We start from the raw sequence: 23,809 nt of genomic DNA, 5'->3' as shown, positions 1-23,809 counted from the left end.
CCCCTATTCGCCCCGCCTCCCCTCCCGAAACTCATCACATCAGGCAACAAAAACGAGAAACGAACCACTCTCAGTAATCGTTGCCGAAGAAGGAAGAAGGAGGCGGCGGCGAACCGGCCCCGACGAGATCCGGGGATTCCCGACAAGATCCGAGGATTCCCGACGAGATCCGGGGTTCAGGGCGGCGCGAGTGACACCTCCCGCGGCCACTCCAGCCCTCGCCCCCCCCGCGCCCCCCGCGGCGACGGCGCCGGCGACGGCCGCCCGTATGGCGGGCCCGTGTGCAGCTGACCCGGGGCCCCGCGCCGGCGGTGCCCGCGCGCCGGTGAATGTGCGACCGCCCCACCGCCGGGTGTCCACCCCCGCCCCCACCGCGTCCCGCACTGTGAAATGCGGGCCGGGCGCCGAGCCCGGCCCAGCTAGGCTGCGGGCCATGACCAGCGCATCCGACGCCACGCAGACCGCCCAGAACTCGCCCGTCCTCGACACCGCCCGTCGCGCCAGGGAGGCGGCCGCCACGCTCGCCCCGCTGCCGCGCACGGCCCGGGACGGCGCGCTGCTGGCCGTCGCCGACGCGCTGGTGGCCAGGACCGACGAGATCGTCGCCGCCAACGCCGAGGACACCGCCAAGGCGCGCGCGGCTGGTACGAGCGACGCCATCGTGGACCGGCTCACCCTCACCCCCGAGCGGATCGCCGCCATCGCCGCCGACGTGCGGCACGTCGTGGCGCTGCCCGACCCGGTCGGCGAGGTCGTCCGCGGCTCGACCCTGCCCAACGGCCTGGACCTGCGCCAGGTCCGGGTCCCGCTCGGCGTCGTCGGGATCATCTACGAGGCCCGCCCGAACGTCACGGTCGACGCCGCCGCGCTCTGCCTGAAGTCGGGTAACGCCGTCCTGCTGCGCGGCTCGTCCTCCGCGTACGCCTCGAACACCGCGCTGGTCGCCGTCCTGCGCGACGCTGTGGCGGAGGCCGGGCTGCCCGCCGACGCCGTCCAGCTGGTGCCGGGCGAGAGCCGGGACTCCGTGAAGGAGCTCATGCGCGCCCGCGGCCTGGTCGACGTGCTGATCCCGCGCGGCGGCGCCTCGCTCATCCGTACGGTCGTGGAGGAGTCCACCGTCCCGGTCATCGAGACCGGCACCGGCAACTGCCACGTGTACGTCGACAAGGACGCCGACATCGAGACGGCGCTCAAGATCCTCATCAACTCCAAGGCGCAGCGCCCGAGTGTGTGCAACGCCGCCGAGACCGTCCTCGTGCACGCCGGCATCGCGGACACCTTCCTGCCGCGCGCGCTGGCCGCCCTCACGGAGGCAGGCGTGATGGTGCACGGCGACGAGACCTGGCAGAAGGCCGGGCCCGGGATGGTCGCGCCCGCCACGGACGAGGACTGGGCGACGGAGTACCTCTCGTACGACATCGCCGCCGCCGTGGTGCCCGACCTGGACGCCGCTGTCGCGCACATCCGCCGCTGGTCCTCCGGTCACACGGAGGCCATCGTGACCACCTCGCAGGGCGCCGCCCGTCGCTTCACCCAGCTGGTGGACTCCACCACGGTCGCGGTCAACGCCTCGACCCGCTTCACGGACGGCAGCCAGTTCGGTTTCGGTGCCGAGATCGGCATCTCCACTCAGAAGCTGCACGCGCGCGGCCCGATGGGCCTGCCGGAGCTGACCTCCACGAAGTACATCGTCACGGGCGACGGACACGTACGGGACTGACGACGGACACGTACGGGACTGACGGCGGGATCGGACGGACACGTACGGGACTGCGGCCACCTACGGGGCCGGTGAAGGGCGCGTACGGGGCTGGCGAAGGGCGTGTACGGGCGAAGGGTGCGTACGGGCCGGCGAAGTGAGCCTCGTGGCGCGGCCCTTGGGGGCGGGGCGGGCAGCGCCACTTGAGCCATCCTCAGCCCCTGTGGCCGAATTCCCTTTCACACTGCCCAGATTGGCCGCTTCCGGCTAATCTGGACACGTGCCGGACGACGTGGGGGCCGGGCCGTTCCCGGACGGCGGCGAGCCCGACGAGCACCACAACGGGAACCGCGGAGAGGCGGACGCGCGCTCGCCCTACGAGGGCGAGGGTGACGAGTTCGCCGCCGTGGTCTTCGACGAGGAATTCGTCCGGTCCGCTCTCGTTCATGAGCCGACCGCCGTGGAGCGGATGGTCGCCGCCGCGCAGGCCCGCGCCGAGTCGGAAGCCGGGCGCGGCCACTCGCTGCCGGCCACGGACCGGGACGGGGACTTCGACGGCGGCCGACAGGGCCGACAGGGCAGGGACGGCCGAGAAGGGCCTGGAGGGCCCGCAGAAGCGCCGAACGGCCATTACCCGGACGATGTCTCGGACATCTCGGCCTACGGGCCGTACGGACCGTACGGCGGCGCTCTGCGCCCGTACCGCGGCGCGGCCCGCTGGCACCGGCCCATCGCCTGGGTGCTCGCCGTCCTCATGGGCATCGGCATGGTCGTGCTGGCCTTCACGGCCGTCTACCGAGGCGCTTCGGGCCGTACTCAGAGCCCGGCCCCGCCGCCCGCCACGACGGGCGTCGACGGCAGGCCGCCCACCGCGCACATCGGGCAGGCGCCCGCCTCGAGTGCCGAGCGCGGCAACCCGGCGCCTCCCGTCGTACCGCCCTCGGCGTCCGCCGACTCCGGCCCGCCCTCGGCGCCCGCCGTGCCGCGCACGCCGTGATCCATCGGCTGATCCACCCGCGCGCGCCGGAGCGGTCCGCGCCCGCTTGAGCCATCTGTGCGCCGTGCCTGACCTGCATGGGGAAGTTGGCGCACACCTGGGCGTTTACCTCGGCCGCCGCCGACCTACTCTTGTTGTATGACCGGGCCAGGTGACCCTCCCGAAGGGACCCCCGAGGGCGCCCCGGGTGGAGGGGAGGACGAATACCGATCCGTCGTGTTCGACGAATCGTTTGTACGCGCTGCGCGTTTGCAGGAGTTCTCCGCCCAGGAGCGCATGGGGGACCACGCACGCGCGGTGCGCAGTCGGCATGCCTGGTCCCGTTTCGGCGGGTCACGCCAGGCGCTGATCCTGGTCCTCCTGATCGCGCTGGCCTTCGGTACCGCGATCTACATGGGTGTTCGCCATCCGTACCGTGCGCCTGAGCCCACCCCCGCGCCGCCGTTGCGCAGTACGGTCATTCCGCTCGCCCCGGTGGGCACGGTGCCCGGCGGGCGCCCGGGTGACCTCTTCGACCGCAGTCCGGCGGCCGGTTTCCGGATCGGCGCGGCGGGCGTCAACCTCCCCGTCGTGCGGCGCACCGGCGAGTTCTCCGACAGCCAGGTCATGACCGCCCTGACCACGGCGAAGGAGTACGTCGTGCGTTCCTCGCTGGATCCGGACACGCTGTCCGGCGGGCCCGCGCGGGGCGTGCGGCTGCTGCTGGACACCTCGCAGCTCGACCAGTTCGACCGGAGCCTGCGGCGGCCGTCCGACAACGGGCGGCATGCCGCGACCGGCTGGCTCGTCCGCTTCGACCCCTCGCAGGCCCGGCTCGCCGATCCGCGCGTACGGGTCGACGGCACTCTGGCGGTGGAGTCGGCCGCAGCCGGTAACGCCCTGGAGGTCACCGCGGACTACACCTTCGTGTACGCGATGCGGCCGCCCGACGGCAGGCCCGCTGCGGGCGGCTCCGGGAACACCGCTCCGGCCGCAGCCGAGAGGCCGGCGGGGAGCGCGACCGGCAGCACGGCCGGAGCTGTCGGTACGTCAGTCAGTACGGCAGTCAGTGCGTCAGCCAGTGCGGCCTCTGGGACCGGTGGCAAGGCGCAGTCGGCGGCGCAGCAGCGTGCCGACGGTGCGTCACTGTTCACCGTGCGTCGTGAACTGCACTTCCGCTTCGACCGGGACGACCTGCGCGACCGCCGCCTGGAGGTGCAGTCGAGCTATCTCCAGGCGGGTCCGATGTCGTGCAGCTCCGGGCCGGAGAGCGCGCTGCGGCCGCTGCTGGCGGGCGAGCGGGCCGGTAACGGCCGCCCGCAGGGCACCGACCCGTACGCCCACGGCAGTACGAACGCCTCGCTCTGTGGCGTCATGGCCCCGTCGGCGGAGCCGAGCCCGCTGCCTTAGGCCGGACATCGCGAGCGGGGGCAGGCGGGAGGCAGACCCCCTGCCTGGTCACCGGCCCGGCGACGAGTCCGGGCCGTCGGAGCCCGGGCGCTCGGAGTCCGACTGTCCCGGGTCCTGCCGGCCCGCGCCGCCGGCGCGGCCGCTGCCGAACACCGTGTCGCGGAGCTTGCCGCCCAGGTCACCGGCGCCGCCCGCGATGTCGCGCACGAGGCCCATCAGCGGGTCCTTGCTGTTGCGCACCGAGTCGGCGTAGTGGGTCGCGGAATCCTTGAAGGAGTCGGAGACGGAGGTGTCCTTGTCCTCGTCGCGGCGCGGGTAGTGACCGTCCATGATGCGCTGGTAGTCGCGCGAGGCGGCCCACTTCTTGAGCTCGGCGGCGCGCACGGTCGTGAACGGGTGGCTGCGCGGCAGCACGTTCAGGATCTTCAGGACGGAGTCGCGCAGGTCACCGCCGCGCTCGTACTCGTCCGCCTGGGCGAGGAACGCGTCGACGTTCATCTCGTGGAGGTGGTTGCCGCCCGCGAGCTTCATGAGGCCGCGCATCGAAGCGTGCAGGTCCTGGCCGGTCAGCAGCCCCGCGCGGTCCGCCGACAGCTCGGACTTGCGGAACCACTCGCGCAGTCCGGTCACTATGGCCATGATCGCCATATTGCCCAGCGGGATCCACGCGACCTTCAGGGCGAGGTTCGTCAGGAACAGCAGTATCGTCCGGTACACCGCGTGTCCGGAGAGCGCGTGCCCGACCTCGTGGCCGACGACCGCGCGCATCTCCTCCTCGTCGAGCAGTTCGACGAGGCCCGTGGTCAGCACGATCACCGGCTCGTCCAGGCCGATGCACATGGCGTTGGGCTGCGGGTCCTGATTGACGTACATCGGCGGGACCTTCTCCAGGTCCAGGATGTAACAGGCGTCCCGCAGCATGTCGTTGAGGTGCGAGAACTGCTGGTCGCTGACGCGCACCGAATCCGAGAGGTACATCAGCCGCAGGCTGCGCTCGGGCAGCAGGCCGCTCAGCGCCTTGAAGACGGTGTCGAACCCGCTCAGCTTGCGCAGGGCAACCAGAGCGGACCGGTCCGCGGGGTGCTCGTACGCCCGGGAAGAGATCCCCGGGAACCGCCTGCGGTCCCTGCTCGGTACGCGCTCGCTGCCGCTCGGGCCATCCGTCATTGGAGCCTCCCCCTGATTCGACTGCGTGAATTCAGAGTAGAGGACGCCACTGACAGTGCTTTGGATGCCCGGCGTACGCTGGCGAAGGAACGAATCGCCGCAGATGCCCGCAAGGACAGCCGCTCGCGGCAGGGGGCGCCGGCCGCGGCCGGGCGCGCCCGAGGTCCGTGGCGCGTGATGCGTAGCGGGCCGCACAGACCCCCCACAAAGGAGCCGACCCCTCATGGTGGACCCGAGCATGCTGCTCGCCCTGCAGACCTCCAACGCCGACGGCCCGGGCTGGATCCTGCGCGCCGTGATCATCGTCGGTGTGCTCGGCGCGATCTTCATGGCGTGGTTCCTGCTGCGCGGCTACGGCGGGGACCAGGACTGAGGGGCTGCGCGGGCGGTACTGGGGGCGCTGAGGGCCCGCACGCGGCCGTGCCTCGGGGCCCGTCGGCGGCCCCACGGACGGTGGTGGAATCCACCGGAAAGGTCCCCTGACGGACCGTTCCGGCGGAGTCGGGGTGAGCTCCGGACGGGCCCACGCTTACGATGTGGGCGAAGTCCCTGCCCGCATCAGCCCGGATTGGTTCTGCCGACGATGAGCCTGCACACCACCGCACAGTCCCTGGTCGCCCTCGCCGAGGGCGGCGAGCACGGCGGCAACCACGAGAGCCTCAGCCCTTACGTGACGGGCGGCGGCGCCCTGATCGTGCTGCTGCTCCTGCTGTGGATCACCACGCGCTTCAACCGGGACCGCTGAGGCGGGGCACCGCTATCCCCTCGATACGCGGCGCCCAGTAGGGTCTGCACGCATGGGAGAGCAGACAGGGCCCGTGAAGCGGCGGCTCGGAGTGATGGGCGGGACGTTCGACCCGATCCACCATGGTCACCTGGTCGCCGCCAGCGAGGTGGCCAGCCAGTTCCACCTCGATGAGGTCATCTTCGTACCGACGGGACAGCCGTGGCAGAAGAGCCACAAGGCGGTGTCCCCGGCCGAGGACCGGTATTTGATGACGGTCATCGCGACCGCGTCCAATCCCCAGTTCTCCGTCAGCCGCATCGACATCGACCGCGGCGGCAAGACGTACACCATCGACACCCTTCGGGATCTGCGCGCCGAGCACACGGATGCGGATCTCTTCTTCATCACCGGCGCCGACGCGCTGGGCCAGATCCTGACCTGGCGGGACGCCGAGGAGCTGTTCTCGCTCGCCCACTTCATCGGGGTGACCAGGCCCGGTCACGTACTGGCCGATCCCGGTCTCCCCGAGGGCGGGGTCTCCCTGGTGGAGGTGCCGGCGCTGGCCATCTCCTCGACCGACTGCCGGTCGCGCGTCGCCCAGGGGGAACCGGTCTGGTACCTGGTGCCTGACGGTGTGGTGCGCTACATCGACAAGCGCCGCCTCTACCGGGACGACCGGCATCACCACCGCCACGACCACGACGACGACCGCTGACGACGACCGCCGACGGGGCCGACGGAAAGAGGGCACCGGTGAACGACCGACAGGATCCGTACCCGCCACGGGACCCGTATGCCCAGGACCCCTACGAGGGGGCTCAGGGGCAGCACGGTGGACCGGGGTACGTCTACGACGCCTACGGGCAGCCGGTGTACCAGGAAGCGCCGCCGCAGTACGACCCGTACGGCACGCAGCACCCCCAGGGGTACGGCCAGGGCTACAGCGGCCAGGCACCCGAACAGGGCTACGGCCAGGAGTACGGGCAGGGCTATGCCCCGGGCCACGACCCCTACGGCCGGCCGTCGCAGCACCAGGCTGCGCAGCAGACCCAGCAGCAGGGGTGGATCCCGCAGCAGGCGCAGTACGGGCAGCAGGAGTACGCGCCGCCGCAGCCTCCGTATGAGGAGCCGCGGCCCCAGTACGGTTCCGAGCCCTCCGCGTCGCCTTACGGGGCTGCGCCTCCGTACGAGCCGGCGTCCGCTCCGCCCTCGTACGAGGCGCCGGTCGCGGACGACAGGGCCGCCGGGGGCGAGCGGGCCGGCGGGGCCGACCGCCCCTCCGGCGAGGAGTACCGCACCGAACAGTTCTCGTTCATCGAGGAGCAGGACGAGGACTCCGAAGACGTCATCGACTGGCTGAAGTTCACCGAGAGCCGCACCGAGCGGCGCGAGGAGGCCAAGCGCCGCGGCCGCAGCCGCATCATTGCGCTGATCGTGGTGCTCGTCCTCCTGGTCGCGGGTGGCGTCGGCTACCTGTGGTGGGCAGGCAAGCTGCCCGGGCTGGGCGGGGCGGCCTCCGGGGACGAGGCGGCCGCCGCGGGCCAGAAGCGCGACGTGCTGCTCGTGCACCTCCGCAGGACCGGTACGGACGAGAGCTCGACGGCGCTGCTTGTGGACAACGAGACCACCCACAAGGGCACCACCGTCCTCCTCCCCAACAACCTCGCCATCACGGGGGACGACGGTCAGGCCACCACGTTGGGCAAGTCCGTGAAGGACGCCGGCGCGGAGCCCACCCGCGACTCCCTCAATACGCTCCTCGGCGCCGACATCAAGGCGAGCTGGCGGCTGGACACGCCGTACCTGGAGAACCTCGTCGAGACGGTCGGCGGCATCACCGTCGACGCCGACACCACCGTGCCGGGCGCCAAGAAGGGCGACGGCCCGCTGGTCAAGGCGGGTAAGGGGCGCGTACTGAACGGCCAGGCGGCCGTCGCGTACGCCACCTACCGGGGTCCGGGCGAGCTGCAGACCAAGCAGCTGGCGCGCTTCGGGCAGGTGATGCAGGCCACCCTGAAGCGCGTGTCCAGTGACGCGGGCGGCGCGACCGCGACGGTGAAGTCTCTGTTCCAGGTCCTGGACCCGCCGCTCACCGAGGGCCAGCTGGGCAGCTCGCTCGCGGAGCGCGCGGAGCTCGCCAAGACCGGTGCGTACCGTACGACGGTGCTGCCCGTGCAGCAGGACGGCACGCTCAGCGCGCAGACCGCCTCCGAGGTGGTCAAGGACGTCCTGGGCGGCAAGGTCAAGAAGACCGACCCGAGCGCGACCGCGCGGGTCAGTGTCCGCAACGCCTCGGGCAGCCAGAAGGCGGTCGGACAGGCACAGGCCGCGCTGGTCAACGGCGGATACTCGTTCGTGGACGGCGGCACCGCCGCGGGCTCGCTGTCGGCGTCGCAGGTGACGTACGGGGACGCGGCCCACCGGGCGCGCGCCGCGGAGGTCGCGAAGACGCTGGGCCTGCCGTCGAGCGCCGTGCGGAAGGGCAAGGTCGCCTCGAACGCGGACATCACGGTGATGCTGGGGCACGACTACAAGGGGTGACCGGCCCTTGGGGTGCGAGCGGCGGGCGGAGCTTTGGCCAAGGCTCCGCCCGCCGCTCGCGTCGCGCCGCCTCCGCCGCCGGCCCGTCACCCTCCCTGACCAGCCCGGATACCCCCTTGTCCACAAGCCCGCCGGGGTGTCAGCGGTCCGTGAGACCCTTGAGGGGTACTTGACCGCTGACTCGGCCGCGGCCGGCGGGGCTTCCCGCGGGCGGGCCGGGCAGCGCCGCCACCGACCCGGAAGTTTGGCTTGTGACCGCCACGGACCGCTCCACCGAGCTCATCAACGCCGCCGCGCAGGCGGCCGCCGACAAGCTCGCGCACGACATCATCGCGTACGACGTCAGCGACGTCCTCTCGATCACCGACGCCTTCCTGCTGGCGTCGGCGCCCAACGACCGCCAGGTCAAGTCGATCGTCGACGAGATCGAAGAGCGGCTGAGCAAGGAACTGGGCGCCAAGCCGGTGCGCCGCGAAGGCGACCGCGAGGCCCGCTGGGTGCTCCTGGACTACGTCGACATCGTCGTCCACGTCCAGCACAGCGAGGAGCGCGTCTTCTACGCTCTGGAGCGCCTCTGGAAGGACTGCCCCGAGATGGAGCTGCCCGAGGACGCCAAGGCGACCCGCGGCAAGGCGGCCGCGCACGCCGAGGAAACCGCCGCCGAGCAGGACGGAGAGCTGCACTGAACGGCACGAAGGGGGGCCGTGGCCGCAGGATCGTCCTGTGGCGGCACGGCCAGACCGCCTGGAATCTGGAGCGCCGCTTCCAGGGCACCACGGACATCGAGCTGACCGAGGCGGGCGTCGAGCAGGCCCGCCGCGCCGCGCGGCTGCTCGCCGCCCTGCAGCCGGACGCGATCATCGCTTCGGACCTGCAGCGGGCGGCGCGGACGGCCGCCGAGCTGTCGGCCGTCACACGCCTGGACGTGACGCACGACGAGGCGCTGCGCGAGACGTACGCGGGTGCCTGGCAGGGCCTGACCCACGAGGAGATCGTGGCGCAGTACGCCGAGCAGTACGCCGCCTGGAAGCGCGGCGAGCCGGTGCGCCGCGGTGGTGGTGAGCTGGAGACCGAGGTCGCGGACCGCGCGGCGCCGGTCGTGCAGCTGGCCGCCGACAAGCTGCCCGACGGCGGCACCCTGGTCGTGGTCAGCCACGGCGGCACGATCCGTACGACGATCGGGCGGCTGCTGGGCCTGGAGCCGCACCACTGGGAGGGCCTGGGCGGCCTGTCGAACTGCTGCTGGTCCGTCCTGGGGGAGGGCGCCCGTGGCTGGCGCCTGCTGGAGCACAACGCCGGCACGCTGCCCGAGCCGGTGCTGGGCGACGACGACTGACGCCGCGGGCCGGTCCGCGACGGCTCTCCGGGGGCCGTCCGGCGGCCGGCCGGACCCGGATTTCACATCTGGGCAGGTCGCAGGCTAAAGTTCTTCTTGTTCGCGGCGCCGCCGGGGGAAACCCGGAGGAGCGGAACAAGACCCGGGGCTATAGCTCAGTTGGTAGAGCGCCTGCATGGCATGCAGGAGGTCAGGAGTTCAATTCTCCTTAGCTCCACAACCCGGATGATCCCGCCCTCTGGCGGAGACGGAGAGAATGTTCTCCGCCTCACCAGGAGGCGGGATCACTGCTGTTTCGGGGCTTTCGGGGCGCGTGCGTCGCTGTGCGCGCCGGGGTGAGCGCCCGCGCAACGCCTCGTGCTCGGCTGCGCGGCGGTAGCGGGCAGCCCGTCCGTGCGCGTAGGGCTGCGGGCCTGACCTGGTCGGTGGTCCGTGGCAGAATCGGACGGCGCCGGCAGGGGAGGAGAGAACGCGATGCCCACGAGCATCATCGAGGAGGTCCGCGACCTGCTCGGCGTCGCCGCCTCCGCACTGCAATGCCCTTCCTGCGGCTCGCCTCACGTGGCGCAGATGCTGGGTGACAACGGCGGCGTCTCGTTCGTCTGCACGGCCTGCGGCCACAGCTGGAGCTGACTGATGGGGGCACACAGCCGGAAGTGCGACTGGTGCGGCAGCGGTACGCCCGTCGTGCGCGACATGGAGCCGCTGAACCCCGAATTCCAGTACTGGTGCGAGGAATGCGCCCGGGCGCTGATCATAAAAGGCGACCCCATCGAGACCTACCGTGAGCTGGACGGCGAGCCCATCTACGGCCGCCTGCTCGACGAACACTGCACGCTGAAGCGTTTCTACTCCTTCGCCACCGCCTGAGAACCGGCCCTGTTTGCCGGGCCGTTGAGGGGCCGTCACCCCGCGCTGTGAGGGCGCACAACCGCGCCCGAGAACGGCAGTCGATCCCTGAATAACCGTTTCTCCACAACCTCGGCGCATTTTCCGCTTCCTGAGCTACTTTCAGTTCTGACGCCCCGGACCGGACCGGTCCGCTCCTCTATGTGCGGACTGCGGATGATTGGCCGTAAAATTCACGAGAGGGATGGAACTCCGGTCGTACCGTGAGGCGTTGTAGGACTCAGAGTTGCCGCCGCGAAACGGTCGACGGCACGGGGGAAGCGACGGGGGTCGCAAGTGACAGACACAGTTGTGGGGGACGCACCGCGGATCGAGACCATCGCGGAGCGGGACGGACAGGCCACGGCGGCCGGACTCACGCCGTTCGTCGACGCGTTGCGCGTGCCGCCTGTCATCAAACCGGGCCGCGCGGAAGCCCTGCGCGGCATCACCATCGAGCAGAAGACCAGCTGGGTGCGGCTGCATTCCGAGCTGCCGCCCACCAAAGTCTGGGCGTACGAAGGGCACTTCCCGGGCCCGACCATCGAGGTGCGCCGCGGCCGGCGCCTCCGGGTGTCCTGGACGAACCGCATCACGGGTGCCTTCCCGGTGACCGCCGTGGAAGTGGTGGCGACGCCCGAGGTGCCCGCGCCGCTGAACGAACCGGGCCGCGGCGGCGCCGAGCCCATTGCCGGCGTGGCCGCCCTCCCGCCCTGGCTGGTCACCCACCTGCACGGCGCGGTGACCGGCGGCGGCAACGACGGCTGGTCGGAGAACGCGGTATCGCCCGGTGACGCGCAGCTCTCGGAGTATCCCAACGACCACCGTGCGACGACGTGGTGGTACCACGACCACGCCATGGACATCACCCGGTGGAACGTCTTCTCGGGCCTGGCCGGCATGTATCTGGTGCGGGACGACGAGGAGGACGCGCTCCGGCTCCCCTCGGGCGGGCGGGAGATCCCGCTCATCATCCAGGACCGCAATCTCGACACGGACGCCGAAGGCCGGCTGACCGGCCGGCTGCTCCACAAGACCCTGATAGTCGGCAAGGACAACGACGGCAAGAACCTCACCATCCCGTTCTCGGGCCCCTACACGCTCGTGAACGGCACGATCTGGCCCCACTTGGACGTCGATGCCAGGTGGTACCGCTTCCGCTTGCTCAACGCCTCCAACGCCCGGACGTACGCCCTGCAGCTGGTGGACGAGGAGACGGGCCGCCCCGTCACCGGCGCGGTGCATCAGATCGGGTCGGACGGTGGCCTGCTGCCGCGGCCGTTGCCCGTCGACGGGACCCTGTCGGTGGCCGCGGCCGAGCGGATGGATCTGCTGATCGACTTCGGCCGGCTGCGCGGGCGGCGGCTGCGGCTGGTGAACGCCGCGGGGGGCGTGGCGTATCCGCAGGTGATGCAGTTCCGGGTCGGTTCGAAGAAGGTGGCCGATTCCTTCGTACTGCCCGCGGTGATCTCGTCGACGTTCGAGCGGATCACCCATGACACCGCGCCGAAGCACGAGCACCGCCTCATAGCGCTCACCCCGCCGGGCCCGATCGGCAACGGCCACCCGGAGATGTGGGAGCTGCACGAGGTCGACCCGGCGGACGTCACCATCCCGTCCGAGGGGATCCTCCAGGTCAAGGGGGCCGACGGCACGACGCGTACGTACCAGCGCGGCGCCCGGATGTTCGACGACGCCCTCGGCTTCATGGTCCGGCACGACGACTGGGAGCAGTGGAGCTTCCTGAACCTCGGCGGCGCCGGGATGCATCCGATGCACATCCACCTGATCGACTTCCAGGTGCTCAGCCGCGACCGGTACCCGGCGGTGCCGGACAGTCCGTACGACAACGCGCTCGGGGGCACCCGCAGTCCGCTGGAGTACGGTGGCCGGCTGCCGATAGCCCCCGGTGATCAGGGCTGGAAGGACGTCATACAGGTGCCGCCGGGGCAGATGGTGAACGTGATCGGCCGGTTCCACGGCGCCAAGGGCCGCTTCATGTACCACTGCCATCTGCTGGAACACGAAGACATGGGGATGATGCGTCCGTTCGTGGTGATGCCTCCGGAGGTGCTGGCGTTCCATCACCATCAGCCCGGTGGTGGTCACGGCCATCCGGGCGGTGGTCACGACCACGGGGAGCACTGACACCGGACTCATTGCCACCCGGCTCACTGACACCGGGCGCGCCGGTCCGGCGCAGGTGGGCGGCGGCCAGCAGCAGGAGCGCGACACCGGCGATCGGGTAGACGCCCGAGAGCAGCATCTGACCGCCGTTCTGGTGCAGTTCCGCGTGGCTGTGCGGGCGGTGTGGCACCCACCACAGAGCGAAGGAGGCGAAGAGCAGTCCGAGGGCTCCGGTGGCGGCCCACAGCCGGCGGCCCGTCCGGGTGGCCAGGCCGCCGCGGCGCACCGCTTCGGTGCCGAGCAGGATCAGCATCGGTACGGCCCACACCCAGTGGTGCGACCAGGAGATCGGGCTGACCAGCAGTGCGGTGGTGGCGCAGGCCACGGCCGCCCAGGCGCGCTCGCCGCGGAGCAGGGCGGTGGTGGCGAGGGCCAGCCCCGCGAGCGCCGCCACGGCCGCGGCGGCGGGCCACCACAGTCCGGTGTCGGGGGTGTGCAGCAGCCGGGCGAGGACGCCGCGCAGCGACTGGTTGGCAGTGATTTCCACGTCGCCCGGCCGGTCGGAGGCGAAGACGATCTCGGTCCAGAAGCGGGCCGAGTCACGAGGCAGGACCAGGGCGGAGAGGAGGACGGTGCCGAGGAAGGACAGGACCGCCGCGCACGCCTGGCGCAGCCAGGGGTTCCAGGTGCCGCGCAGTCCCTGCCCGGGCTGGTACAGCCGGCGGGCGCGCAGCAGCCCGGCCAGCGCGAGCCACACGGCGAAGAGGGCGGGCGTGAGCTTGATTCCGGCGGCGATGCCGATGCCGATGCCGGCCCAGCGGTTGGTGTCGCGGCGGGTGACGTCCCAGAGCACGAGGACGGCGAGGAGGAGGTTGATCTGCCCGTAGCGCAGCGTGGTCCACACGGGCTCGCACCAGACCAGTAGCGCGGAGAGGGCGAGCGTCGCGGTGGCCTGCTGCGCCCGCGGGGCGCGCTTCCCGCGCGCGAGCGACGGCAGGCCGGTCAGGCGCAGGGTGAGGTGCACCACGGCGACCAGGAGCAGCAGGTTGCCGAGTGTGGCGAGCGTCCGCATCTCCGGTACGCCGAGGAAGGTCAGCGGCAGGAACAGCAGGGAGGCGAAGGGCGGGTAGGTGTTGGGCAGCCGCGCGGAGGTGGCCAGCATGTCGTAGAGGTCGCCGCCGGTGCGGGCGGTCCAGCCCTCGGCGCGGTAGACCATGAGGTCGAGCATGGTGACGCCGGCCAGTCGCTGGGCGATCCAGAAGGTCGTGAAGGACAGCACACAGGCCAGCGCGGCCGCCAGGACGCGGCGGTGGAGGCCCGCACGGGAGAACGGGCCGCGGCGTCCGACGGGCTGGTCGAGCTTCAGCGCGGTCACGTCCAGGCCCCCGGTTTCCTTCGAGCACGGATTGTCGACAGTACCGCTGCCGACTGCCTCGCCGGGGGCGGTGCCGGGTGCGTCGCGGCTGCTGCTCAGGCGCCTCGGAGGTCTCCGGCGGGCTGCCGCCGGTGGGCATCGGGAAAGCGATTTGGCAGAAGCCCGGGGCAGCCGTGTAATGTAGTCGATGTCGCCGCGAGGGAAACCCCCGAGGAAAACTTCCGGAGACGACAACAGAACACGGGGCTATAGCTCAGTTGGTAGAGCGCCTGCATGGCATGCAGGAGGTCAGGAGTTCAATTCTCCTTAGCTCCACAGTGAACAGAGGGCCCGTCCGAAGAGGACGGGCCCTCTGTCGTGTGCCGCCGGGGCCGCGGACAGGGGCAGGGCATGGGCGCCGCCGGCCGTCAGGACTCCTCGAGTCGGAGGGCGAGGGCCGGGCAGCGGCGTACGGCACGTTGCGCGCGGGCCCGCAGCGCGCCCGGCAGTACGTCGTCGGACAGTACGGGGAAGCCGTCCCGGTCGAGCCGTACGGCCTCGGGCAGCAGCCCCGCGCACAGCCCGTGCCCCTCGCACAGCGTCCAGTCCACCGCCAGCCGCTCCCCGGCGGCACCGACGGCCCCGGCATCCTCTCCGCCGCCGTTCGCCGCACCTGCGCCCTCCTCGGGCGGCAGGGGCAGCAGCTCGGCCGTGGGCCGCCCGCAGCCGTTGCCCAGGACGTGCGCGGCCAGGTCGTCGGGGAACGCGGCGAGCGCCGACAGCACGAACCGCGCCGCGCCGTCCGGGTGTTTGCACGCGCCCCGCCCCCGTACGCCGCGCGCGCTTTCCCGTACCGCTTCCAAGGCCGGCTGCCCGCCACCGCCCAGCGCGTCCGCGAACATCTCCGCGAGCGACGGCAGCCCCAGTCGGCAGGGGCCGCACTGCCCCGCCGACTCCGCCGCCAGCCACCGGGCGATGCGCAGCGCCTCGCCCAGCGGACACGTCCGGGTGGACAGCGGCAGCACCGCCCCGGCGCCCAGCGCCCCGCCGCGGGCCGCCAGCGCCTCGCGCGAGAGCGGCGTCCCGTATGCGGTGGCCGCGTCCAGCCAGGCGCCGTGGTAGCCGCCGACCAGTACGCCGGACGGTGCCGGTTCCGCGCCGCACGCCTGCAGTACGTACGGCAGCGGTACTCCGGAGGGGGCCTCGACGACCGTGGGGGCGGGGACCGCGCCGGAGACCGTCAGCAGGAGCGTGCCCGGTTCGCCGGGGAGGCCCGTGGAGGCGTAACGGTCGGGACCGAGGCGGGCGGCGACGGCGAGTTGGGCGAAGGTCTCTGCGTTGGAGAGCAGCGTGGGTGCGCCGCCCAGGCCCGATTCGGCGGCGCGTGCCCGGCGGCCCGGTGGTACCGGGGGCCCGCCCTCGGCGGCCCGGATCAGCGCGGACGCCTCCCCGGACACCAGGCGCTCGGGCGAGCGCACGACCTGTGCGCGCAGCGCACGCCCGCGCCGTCTGCGCCCCAGCCCGCGCTCGGCGAGGGCTTCCCGTACGGAGTTGTCCGTCGTGGCCTTCGTCACGCCGATGACCAGGAGGCGTGCGCCGAGTGCCGCGGCGGCCAGCAGCGCGCCGTCCAGGACGAGGTGTGGCGCACGGCACAGCAGCACGGTGTCCTTGCGGCAGGCGGGTTCGCCCTCGCAGCCGTTGACCACGACGACGGGGCGAACCCCGCGGCGGGCCGCGGCCTCCGCGACGGCCGTCAGCTTGCGCGCGAGCGGGAATCCGGCGCCGCCCCGGCCCCGCAGCGCCACGGCCTCGGCGACGGCGGCCAGCTGCTCGCCGGAGAGCGCGGGCAGGGAGCCGTGGAGGAGCAGGTGCCGCTTGCGGTCCAGCCGTTCCGCCTCGTCGAATCCGGCGCACAGTCGTGGCAGCCCGAGTACGCGCACGGCGGGCACATCGGGCAGCGGTCCACCGCCCGTATACGGGACCAGCGCGGTACCGGTCATGGTGTCCGGCCGTTCGGGGCCTGGGGGAGGGGCGCCCCCTCGGGGTGAGCGCCGGAGGGCCGGGGCTGCACCAGAGTGGGCGGGCCGCCCCACTCGGGGACGGTGTCGAAGCCGGCGAAGGGGATGCGTTCCGTGGGCGCCCCGTCCGCTCCGAGGGCGAGGGGCGGTGCGTCGGTGACGTGCGGGAGCGTCTCTGTAGGAGCGTCGGGCAGAGCCCAAGAAGGTGGCGTGTACCGCGCAGCCCCTGGAGCAGCGCTGCTCGCCGCCCCCGTAAGGACGTCCGGGACGGGCCGCGGCCCCGTAGGCGGACCGTCGCCCGTGGGGGCGCCATCAGGGGCAGTCACCCCGGGCATCTCCGAAGCGGAGCGAGTGTCCGTGCGGTCCGCTGCCCTGTGCAGCGCCTGCTTCCGGTCCCGCCTTCGGGACCGGAAGGGCAGCGAGAACGGCAGTTCCCGGCGCAGCGCGAAGTACGGGAACTCCGCGCACGGGGTGAACAACAGACGGGCCAGCAGCGCGGTCATGACCGCCGCCAGAGCGAGTACGTACCCGGTGGTGACCCACCCCGAAGGCGCGCGGCCGGACTTGAGGCCGTGCAGGAGGGCCAGGCACCACGCGGCGTACGCGCTGGTGTGCAGGGCGCGCCAGCGCCCGGAGACGCGCCCGCGCCCGGCGAAGGAACTGCGCAGTGCGCCGGTCGCGGCGGCCAGCACCATCAGCAGCCCGGCCAGCGTGCCGAACCCGATGAGCGGCGCGGTGCCAGGAGCGACGGGCCCGCTGAGCACTACGGAGGCGAAGGGCAGGAACGCATCCGAGAACAGGGCGTGCGCCTCGGCCACCTTGACCGCGATGTGCAGTACCAGGAAGCCGAGCGAGGCGGTGGCGAGCGCCCGGTGGATGCCCTGTGCCAGGAGCCTGCTGCGCGGCGCCAGTACGGTGCGGCCGGCCGCGAGCAGGCCCCACACCACGGCTGCGGTGAGCGAGACGAGCGTGAGCACCCCGGCGGTGTGGTCGAAGAACGCACGGAAGGCGGGGGCCGCGGCGAGGAGGGGGAGGACCAGTACGGCGCCGGCCCCGGTGGTGAGCGCGGGGCGTGGCCTCTTGAGGCGGTGGGGGAGGCGTAAACGGCGGGGGCGGCGGGCGCGGGCCGCTCGGCGCGCCGCCGAGCCCGTGAGCGGTTGCATGCCCGGCAAGCTAGGGGCCCGCCACCGGGGCCCGCGGCGGCCTTCGCGTATCCCGCCCGCACGGCGTGACCCGCTGCTAACGTCGGTCCGTTCGCGCCCCGTACACCCGATCGGTCGCCCTTCTTGTGCGGGCGTGAGCTCACCGGGCCGGGGCTACGCGGACTCCTACGGGCGTTGAGCGCCGCGCATACCGGGGCGCACGCTCGTCCCGGTATGTGGGACGGGGGCCGCGCGGGGGAATCCTCGGCGCGGGCCCCTGGTGCGCTGCGGTACCCTGGCGCCATGCGTGCCGTACGCCTTCTGCTTAGCGGGCCGCGCTGATCAGTACCGACCGGATCACGGACTGCGGGTCCAGGTCGGCATCGGCGCGGCGTCCCCTCCTGTGCGAGGGGCCTTTTTGTTTCAGGCGCCAGCCGGCAAGAAGGTGCCCGCAAGGGGTGCGTTTCCGCAGGCAGAGACGATCGATGGAGCTTTGAGGACGATGAGCGAGACGACCACGGCCGCCGAGGCGGCGGCCCCGCACCGCTATACGGCCGCGCTGGCCGCGGACATCGAGGCACGCTGGCAGGACTTCTGGGACGAAAACGGCACGTACGAGGCGCCGAACCCCAGTGGTGACCTGGCCGGCGCCCCGGAGCAGGTGGCCAAGCCCAAGAAGTTCATCATGGACATGTTCCCGTACCCCTCGGGTGCGGGCCTGCACGTCGGCCACCCCCTGGGCTACATCGCCACCGACGTCTACGCCCGCTTCCACCGCATGACGGGCCACAACGTCCTGCACACCCTGGGCTTCGACGCCTTCGGCCTGCCCGCCGAGCAGTACGCCGTCCAGACGGGCACCCACCCGCGGGTCTCCACCGAGGCCAACATCGTCAACATGAAGGCGCAGCTGCGCCGCCTGGGCCTGGGCCACGACCAGCGCCGCTCGATCGAGACGATCGACCCGGCGTACTACAAGTGGACCCAGTGGATCTTCCTGCAGATCTTCAACTCCTGGTACGACACCGACGCCAAGAAGGCGCGCCCGATCGACGAGCTGGTCGCCCAGTTCGAGGCGGGGGAGCGCGAGACGCCCGACGGCCGCGCGTGGGCCGACCTGAGCGCCCTGGAGCGCGCCAACGTCCTGGGCGAGTACCGCCTGGCGTACGCCTCGGACGCGCCCGTCAACTGGTGCCCGGGCCTGGGCACCGTGCTGGCCAACGAAGAGGTCACCGCCGAGGGCCGCTCCGAGCGCGGGAACTTCCCCGTCTTCAAGGCCAAGCTGCGCCAGTGGAACATGCGCATCACGGCCTACGCGGACCGCCTGCTGGAGGACCTGGACGGGCTGGACTGGCCCGAGGCGATCAAGCTGCAGCAGCGCAACTGGATCGGCCGCTCCGAGGGCGCGCGGGTCGACTTCCCCGTGGGTGACCGGCGCATCACGGTCTTCACCACCCGCCAGGACACCCTGTTCGGCGCGACCTACATGGTGCTGGCCCCGGAGCACGATCTGGTCTCCGGTGAGGACTCGATCGTCCCGGACGCGTGGCCCGAGGGCACGCACGACGTGTGGACCGGTGGCTACGACACCCCGGCCGAGGCCGTCGCCGCGTACCGCAAGCAGGCCGCTTCGAAGTCGGATGTCGAGCGCCAGGCCGAGGCCAAGGACAAGACCGGCGTCTTCACCGGCGCGTACGCGATCAACCCGGTCAGCGGCGACCGCGTCCCGGTCTTCATCGCCGACTACGTCCTGATGGGCTACGGCACCGGCGCGATCATGGCCGTCCCGGCGCACGACTCCCGTGACTTCGCCTTCGCGCGCGCCTTCGAGCTGCCCATGCGCTGCGTCGTCGAGCCCTCGGACGGCCGCGGCACCGACCCGTCGACCTGGGACGACGCGTTCTCCTCGTACGACGCGAAGATCGTCAACTCCTCGGACGACACCATCTCGCTGGACGGCCTGGGCGTCACCGAGGCCAAGGCGAAGATCACCGAATGGCTGGCCCAGCAGGGCATCGGCGAGGGCACCGTCAACTTCCGGCTGCGCGACTGGCTGTTCAGCCGGCAGCGCTACTGGGGCGAGCCCTTCCCGATCGTGTACGACGAGGACGGCGTGGCGCACGCGCTGCCCGAGTCGATGCTGCCGCTGGAGCTGCCCGAGGTCGAGGACTACTCGCCGCGCACCTTCGACGCGGACGACGCGGACACCTCCCCGGAGACCCCGCTGTCCCGCAACGAGGACTGGGTCAACGTCGAGCTGGACCTGGGCGACGGCCGGGGCGTGCGGCGCTACCGCCGCGAGACCAACACCATGCCCAACTGGGCCGGCTCCTGCTGGTACGAGCTGCGCTACCTGGACCCGAACAACGACGAGAAGCTGGTCGACCCGACCGTCGAGCAGTACTGGATGGGCCCGCGCGAGGGGCAGCCGCACGGCGGTGTCGACCTGTACGTGGGCGGCGCCGAGCACGCCGTGCTGCACCTGCTGTACGCCCGCTTCTGGTCCAAGGTGCTGCACGACCTGGGGCACATCTCCTCGGCCGAGCCGTTCCACAAGCTGTACAACCAGGGCATGATCCAGGCGTTCGTCTACCGGGACAAGCGCGGCATCGCCGTCCCGGCGGCCGAGGTCGAGGAGCGCGACGGCGGGTACTACTACCAGGGCGAGAAGGTCAGCCGCGTCCTGGGCAAGATGGGCAAGTCCCTGAAGAACGCCGTCACCCCGGACGAGATCTGCCAGGAGTACGGCGCGGACACGCTGCGGCTGTACGAGATGGCGATGGGCCCGCTGGACGTCTCGCGCCCCTGGGACACCCGCGCCGTCGTCGGCCAGTACCGCCTGCTGCAGCGCCTGTGGCGCAACATCGTGGACGAGGCCACCGGCGAGGTCACCGTCACGGACGCGGAGCCGGACGAGGACACCCTGCGTGCCCTGCACAAGGCCATCGACGGCGTCGGCCAGGACATGGCCGGGATGCGCTTCAACACCGCGATCGCCAAGGTCACGGAGCTGAACAACCACCTGACGAAGGCCGGCGGCAGTGTGCCGCGCGTGGTCGCCGAGCAGCTGGTCCTGCTGGTCGCGCCGCTGGCCCCGCACATCGGTGAGGAGCTGTGGCGCAAGCTGGGCCACACCGACTCCGTGGTGCACGCGGACTTCCCGGTGGCCGACCCGGCGTACGTCGTCGACGAGACCGTGACCTGCGTCGTGCAGATCAAGGGCAAGGTCAAGGCCCGCCTGGAGGTCTCGCCGGCCATCTCGGACGCGGACCTGGAGGCGGCGGCGCTGGCCGAGCCGGCGGTCGTGACGGCGCTGGGCGGTGCGGGCATCCGCAAGGTGATCGTGCGGGCTCCGAAGCTGGTCAACATCGTTCCGGCCTGATCCGGTTCCCACGCGCGCTCGCCCGGCGGGCGCGCGTGGGGGGTGACCACTACGGGCAGGTTGGGGGTTCTCGTGGGAACCCCCGACCTGCCCGAGGCGTTTACGGTGGGAGAAGGAAGCAGTCCGTCCGTCGGTCCGACCGAGCCCACATGAGGTAAGCCCATGACCGCTGTGCTCGCGATCCTCGCCCTGCTGTTCGTGCTGTTCGTCGCGGCCGGCGTGTTCGTGACGGTCAAGGCCGTCTCGGCGACCAAGCGCGGCGTGGACCGTACGGTCGCCCAGGCCCGCCGCACGGTCGAGGACACCACCCTGCGCGCCCGGCAGTACACCCAGACCGGCCCGGCCGGACAGCTGGCCCAGATGCGGCTCTCCCTGCGCACCTCGATGCGCGCCACCCAGGAAGCGCTGCGTGCGGCCGCCCCCGAGGACCAGTCGCTGAGCGAGGCGCTGAATCTCTTCGCGCGGCTCAGCGCGCACGGCCACGAGCTGGACGCCGACCTCAAGCGCCTGGAGCGCGAGCCGGACCGGACCCGGATCACCGACCGTCTCCCCGAGCTGCGTGAGCGCCTGGAGCGGATCACGCACTCCTCGGACTCGCTGCGCTGGGCTGCCCAGGACCGCGCCCAGAAGTTCGCCGACGACGACCTGGCGGCGCTGGCCGGACAGATCGACGTGGAGGCGGGCGCATTGCGGCACTGGACGTCGGCGCCGGGGCCGCACGAAACCACGCCCGGGCCGGGTACGGACGCCGTGCCGGACCCGCTCGCCGCATGGCCGCCGCCGTCGGAGCAGCAGCCCGATACTGCCGCTGCTCCCGAGGGCCCGCAGGCCATCGACGCCCCGGACCCGCGCATACGGACGCCGTACTCGTGGCAGAAGACGGCCCGTCCGGAGAGCGCGGGCTGACGTGGCCGGAGAGCGGTGTTCGATGCGGCCGGCTGCGGGCCGGGGACCTGCCGGATCGCCGACAGGTGAGCTCGCAGATGGCGCGAAGTCGGCTGTGGCGCATCACCGGGTGATCGGGGAAGATCTTGAGGCGGGGCCCGCACTGTCGGGCACCGGGTTCTCTGGATAACCTCCCAGTCATGTCCCGCCATGTCGCGATCGTCACCGATTCAACGGCCTACCTGCCGCGGACGGCGCTGGAACGCCACCGCATCACGGCGGTGCCGCTGACCGTGGTCCTCGGCGACGAGGCCCTGGAAGAGGGAACGGAGATCTCGGCCAGGTCGGTCGCCCAGGCGCTGCAGAAACGCAAGTACGTCACCACCTCCCGGCCCGCTCCCGAGGCGTTCGCCGAGACCTACCGCGAGGTCGCGGCCGCGGGCGCCGACGGCATCGTCTCGCTCCACCTCTCCTCGGAGTTCTCTGGGACGTACGACGCGGCCGTACTGGCGGCCAAGGAGGCGCCGGTCCCCGTGCGCGTGGTGGACACCGGCATGGTCGCCATGGCACTGGGCTTCTGCGCCCTCGCGGCCGCGGAGGTCGCACAGTCCGGCGGGGACGTCGACGAGGCGGTGGCCGCGGCCGAGAAGCGCGCCGAGGGCACCTCCGCGTACTTCTACGTCGACACCCTGGAGTACCTGCGCCGCGGCGGCCGCATCGGCGCGGCACAGGCCCTGCTGGGCTCCGCGCTCGCGGTCAAGCCACTGCTCCAACTCTCCGACGGACGCATCGAACTGCGGGAGAAGGTCCGTACGGCTTCCAAGGCCATCGCGCGCCTGGAAGAGATCGTGGCGGACCGGGCGGGCACGGACCCGGTCGATGTCGCGGTGCACCACCTGGCGGCGACCGAGCGCGCCGACGCCCTGGCCGATCGCCTCCGCGCCCGCGTGCCGGGCCTGATGGACCTGCACGTCAGCGAGGTGGGCGCGGTGATCGGCGCGCATACGGGGCCGGGGCTGCTGGGGGTTGTGCTGTCGCCGCGGTAGGGCGGTGGGGCGGTGGTCTGAGGCCGCTGTGACGGTGTTTTCGCTGTTCTGAATCCCTCGTCCGGGTGGCCGGGTTATCCACAACTCGGCGGTTATCCACGGAATTTGGTGGTGATCAGCGGGATTCGCGAAGTCGCTCTAGCGTCGTCGACATGACTCCGCGATCTCGCATCTCCGCGCATTCCTCTGCCGCTGCTTCCGGCTCCGAACCGGCTACCGGCCGGCCACCGCCGCATCCACCTGATCCGCCTGCTGCTCCACCCGATTCCTTGGGTACTGGCCCGATGCCGATGGCCCGTTGGCGGGTGGCGCTGCAAGAGCGACTGCCGTTGTGGATCCAGTTGCGGTGCGGCACGGACCCGAAGGCGCTCGGCGCACTCGCCGTCGTGCTGCTGATCGCCGTGGCCTTCGCGGTCCACCATTTCTGGAACGCGCGGCCCCAGACCGTACGGGTGCCGACCGCACAGCACGCCTCGGCAGCCGCACCGGGCAGCGCGCCGACCGAGGCGGAGCGGGCAGGGCCGGCAGGGCTTGCCGGACCGAGCGGTGCCACAGCGGGCGGAACCACGGCAGGCGCGGCGGCCGGTGCGGTATCCAGTGCCTCGGACCGCCGGATTGTCGTGGACGTCGCGGGCAAGGTGCGCCGCCCCGGCATCCACCGCCTCCCCCCGGGCGCCCGCGTCGCCGATGCGCTGCGTGCCGCGGGCGGGGTGCTGCCCGGGACGAACACCCGCACGTTGAACCGCGCTCGCCTCCTGGCGGACGGCGAGCAGATCGTCGTCGGCGCTCCGGCCGCCGTCCCGGCGGCATCGGGCGGCGCCGCTGCCGCCGCTCCCGGTACCGCAGGCGGGGGTGCCTCGGGCGGCTCCGCTGCGGCCGGTGGCGCACCGGCCGGCCCGGTCAGCCTGAACTCCGCCACCGCCGACCAGCTCGACACCCTCCCGGGCGTCGGACCCGTCCTCGCCCAGCACATCATCGACTTCCGCACCCAGCACGGCGGCTTCACCTCGGTCGACCAGCTGCAAGAAGTGAACGGAATCGGTGATCGACGATTCGCCGACTTGCGCCCCCTGGTGCAGCCATGACCACCCCCAGCGCTCCGGCCTCCTCG

At 72.0% G+C, this 23,809-nt stretch carries 19 protein-coding genes, 2 tRNA genes and 1 pseudogene; 18 read left to right on the top strand and 4 right to left on the bottom strand.

Translation table 11 applies throughout. The features are described from left to right. Window positions 1–433 precede the first annotated feature (433 nt). The 3 genes from IF04_RS0101530 to IF04_RS0101520 all read left to right on the top strand — a co-directional run bounded on the left by IF04_RS0101530 (window position 434) and on the right by IF04_RS0101520 (window position 4,085). Window positions 434–1,720 (top strand): glutamate-5-semialdehyde dehydrogenase, encoded by a 1,287-nt coding sequence (locus tag IF04_RS0101530; RefSeq protein WP_030249601.1) that lies wholly within the window; start codon window positions 434–436, stop codon window positions 1,718–1,720. Between the two features lie 259 nt (window positions 1,721–1,979). Next, the gene (locus IF04_RS0101525) at window positions 1,980–2,696 is read left to right on the top strand and encodes an SCO2584 family spore wall biosynthesis protein (protein ID WP_030249599.1); all 717 of its coding nucleotides are present in this window, start codon (window positions 1,980–1,982) and stop codon (window positions 2,694–2,696) included. A 138-nt stretch (window positions 2,697–2,834) separates the two neighbouring features. Continuing rightward, entirely contained in the window at window positions 2,835–4,085 is a 1,251-nt protein-coding gene (locus tag IF04_RS0101520; RefSeq protein WP_030249596.1) for an SCO2583 family membrane protein, read from the top strand. 48 nt (window positions 4,086–4,133) lie between these two features. Here IF04_RS0101520 and IF04_RS0101515 read toward each other — a convergent pair whose 3' ends face one another. Beyond that, a complete protein-coding gene (locus tag IF04_RS0101515) occupies window positions 4,134–5,252 on the bottom strand; it encodes a M48 family metallopeptidase (protein WP_030249593.1) in 1,119 nt (372 codons plus the stop codon). A gap of 223 nt (window positions 5,253–5,475) precedes the next feature. Here IF04_RS0101515 and IF04_RS39000 point away from each other — a divergent pair, with 223 nt between their 5' ends. The 10 genes and pseudogenes from IF04_RS39000 to phsA form a co-directional block, all read left to right on the top strand. Then, complete coding sequence (locus IF04_RS39000) at window positions 5,476–5,625, top strand: hypothetical protein (RefSeq protein WP_169746103.1); 150 nt, start codon at window positions 5,476–5,478, stop codon at window positions 5,623–5,625. A gap of 210 nt (window positions 5,626–5,835) precedes the next feature. Then, window positions 5,836–5,997 (top strand): hypothetical protein, encoded by a 162-nt coding sequence (locus IF04_RS38995; RefSeq protein ID WP_030249591.1) that lies wholly within the window; start codon window positions 5,836–5,838, stop codon window positions 5,995–5,997. 52 nt (window positions 5,998–6,049) lie between these two features. Then, the gene (gene nadD, locus IF04_RS0101500) at window positions 6,050–6,694 is read left to right on the top strand and encodes a nicotinate-nucleotide adenylyltransferase (protein ID WP_051830560.1); all 645 of its coding nucleotides are present in this window, start codon (window positions 6,050–6,052) and stop codon (window positions 6,692–6,694) included. 38 nt (window positions 6,695–6,732) lie between these two features. Next, on the top strand, window positions 6,733–8,520 hold the full coding sequence (locus IF04_RS0101495) for an LCP family protein (RefSeq protein ID WP_030249587.1): 1,788 nt from the start codon (window positions 6,733–6,735) through the stop codon (window positions 8,518–8,520). A gap of 251 nt (window positions 8,521–8,771) precedes the next feature. Beyond that, the gene (rsfS, locus tag IF04_RS0101490; RefSeq protein ID WP_030249584.1) at window positions 8,772–9,206 is read left to right on the top strand and encodes a ribosome silencing factor; all 435 of its coding nucleotides are present in this window, start codon (window positions 8,772–8,774) and stop codon (window positions 9,204–9,206) included. Continuing rightward, window positions 9,203–9,856, top strand: coding sequence for a histidine phosphatase family protein (locus IF04_RS0101485; RefSeq protein ID WP_030250497.1), 654 nt, complete (start codon window positions 9,203–9,205; stop codon window positions 9,854–9,856). Before rsfS ends, IF04_RS0101485 begins: the two co-directional genes overlap by 4 nt. A gap of 144 nt (window positions 9,857–10,000) precedes the next feature. Further along, a tRNA-Ala gene (locus tag IF04_RS0101480) sits at window positions 10,001–10,073 on the top strand. Between the two features lie 257 nt (window positions 10,074–10,330). Beyond that, on the top strand, window positions 10,331–10,489 hold the full coding sequence (locus tag IF04_RS38050; protein WP_106975511.1) for a hypothetical protein: 159 nt from the start codon (window positions 10,331–10,333) through the stop codon (window positions 10,487–10,489). A gap of 3 nt (window positions 10,490–10,492) precedes the next feature. Further along, on the top strand, window positions 10,493–10,726 hold the full coding sequence (locus IF04_RS0101470; RefSeq protein ID WP_030249581.1) for a hypothetical protein: 234 nt from the start codon (window positions 10,493–10,495) through the stop codon (window positions 10,724–10,726). Between the two features lie 315 nt (window positions 10,727–11,041). Beyond that, window positions 11,042–12,775, top strand: a pseudogene (phsA, locus tag IF04_RS0101465) (O-aminophenol oxidase PhsA); the annotation flags it as partial. On the opposite strand, the gene IF04_RS37040 reads toward phsA, so the two are convergent. Next, window positions 12,741–14,246 (bottom strand): glycosyltransferase 87 family protein, encoded by a 1,506-nt coding sequence (locus tag IF04_RS37040; protein WP_030249576.1) that lies wholly within the window; start codon window positions 14,244–14,246, stop codon window positions 12,741–12,743. The pseudogene phsA and the gene IF04_RS37040 sit on opposite strands and share 35 nt — an antisense overlap. 242 nt (window positions 14,247–14,488) lie before the next feature. Here IF04_RS37040 and IF04_RS0101455 point away from each other — a divergent pair. Next, window positions 14,489–14,561, top strand: a tRNA-Ala gene (locus IF04_RS0101455). A 92-nt stretch (window positions 14,562–14,653) separates the two neighbouring features. Here the strand turns inward: IF04_RS0101455 and IF04_RS0101450 are convergent. Beyond that, complete coding sequence (locus IF04_RS0101450) at window positions 14,654–16,225, bottom strand: NADH-ubiquinone oxidoreductase-F iron-sulfur binding region domain-containing protein (protein ID WP_051830556.1); 1,572 nt, start codon at window positions 16,223–16,225, stop codon at window positions 14,654–14,656. Further along, window positions 16,222–17,406: a ferric reductase-like transmembrane domain-containing protein gene (locus tag IF04_RS0101445; protein ID WP_051830555.1), complete on the bottom strand. Its 1,185-nt coding sequence runs from the start codon at window positions 17,404–17,406 to the stop codon at window positions 16,222–16,224. The genes IF04_RS0101450 and IF04_RS0101445 overlap by 4 nt, the downstream gene beginning before the upstream one ends. Window positions 17,407–17,887: 481 nt before the next feature. On the opposite strand from IF04_RS0101445, the gene leuS reads away from it, so the two are divergent. The 4 genes from leuS (at window position 17,888) to IF04_RS0101425 (ending at window position 23,783) form a co-directional block, all read left to right on the top strand. Beyond that, complete coding sequence (leuS, locus tag IF04_RS0101440) at window positions 17,888–20,767, top strand: leucine--tRNA ligase (protein WP_030249569.1); 2,880 nt, start codon at window positions 17,888–17,890, stop codon at window positions 20,765–20,767. A gap of 162 nt (window positions 20,768–20,929) precedes the next feature. After that, window positions 20,930–21,673 (top strand): TraB/GumN family protein, encoded by a 744-nt coding sequence (locus IF04_RS0101435; RefSeq protein WP_030249567.1) that lies wholly within the window; start codon window positions 20,930–20,932, stop codon window positions 21,671–21,673. A 179-nt stretch (window positions 21,674–21,852) separates the two neighbouring features. Continuing rightward, the gene (locus tag IF04_RS0101430) at window positions 21,853–22,698 is read left to right on the top strand and encodes a DegV family protein (protein ID WP_030249564.1); all 846 of its coding nucleotides are present in this window, start codon (window positions 21,853–21,855) and stop codon (window positions 22,696–22,698) included. 152 nt (window positions 22,699–22,850) lie between these two features. Further along, a complete protein-coding gene (locus tag IF04_RS0101425) occupies window positions 22,851–23,783 on the top strand; it encodes a ComEA family DNA-binding protein (protein WP_078599707.1) in 933 nt (310 codons plus the stop codon). Window positions 23,784–23,809: the final 26 nt, after the last annotated feature.

The sequence above is a fragment of the Streptomyces violens genome (assembly GCF_000717745.1).
Lineage (GTDB): Bacteria > Actinomycetota > Actinomycetes > Streptomycetales > Streptomycetaceae > Streptomyces > Streptomyces violens.
Note: the sequence above shows the minus strand (reverse complement) of the source record. Positions and strands in the feature narration are given on the sequence as shown.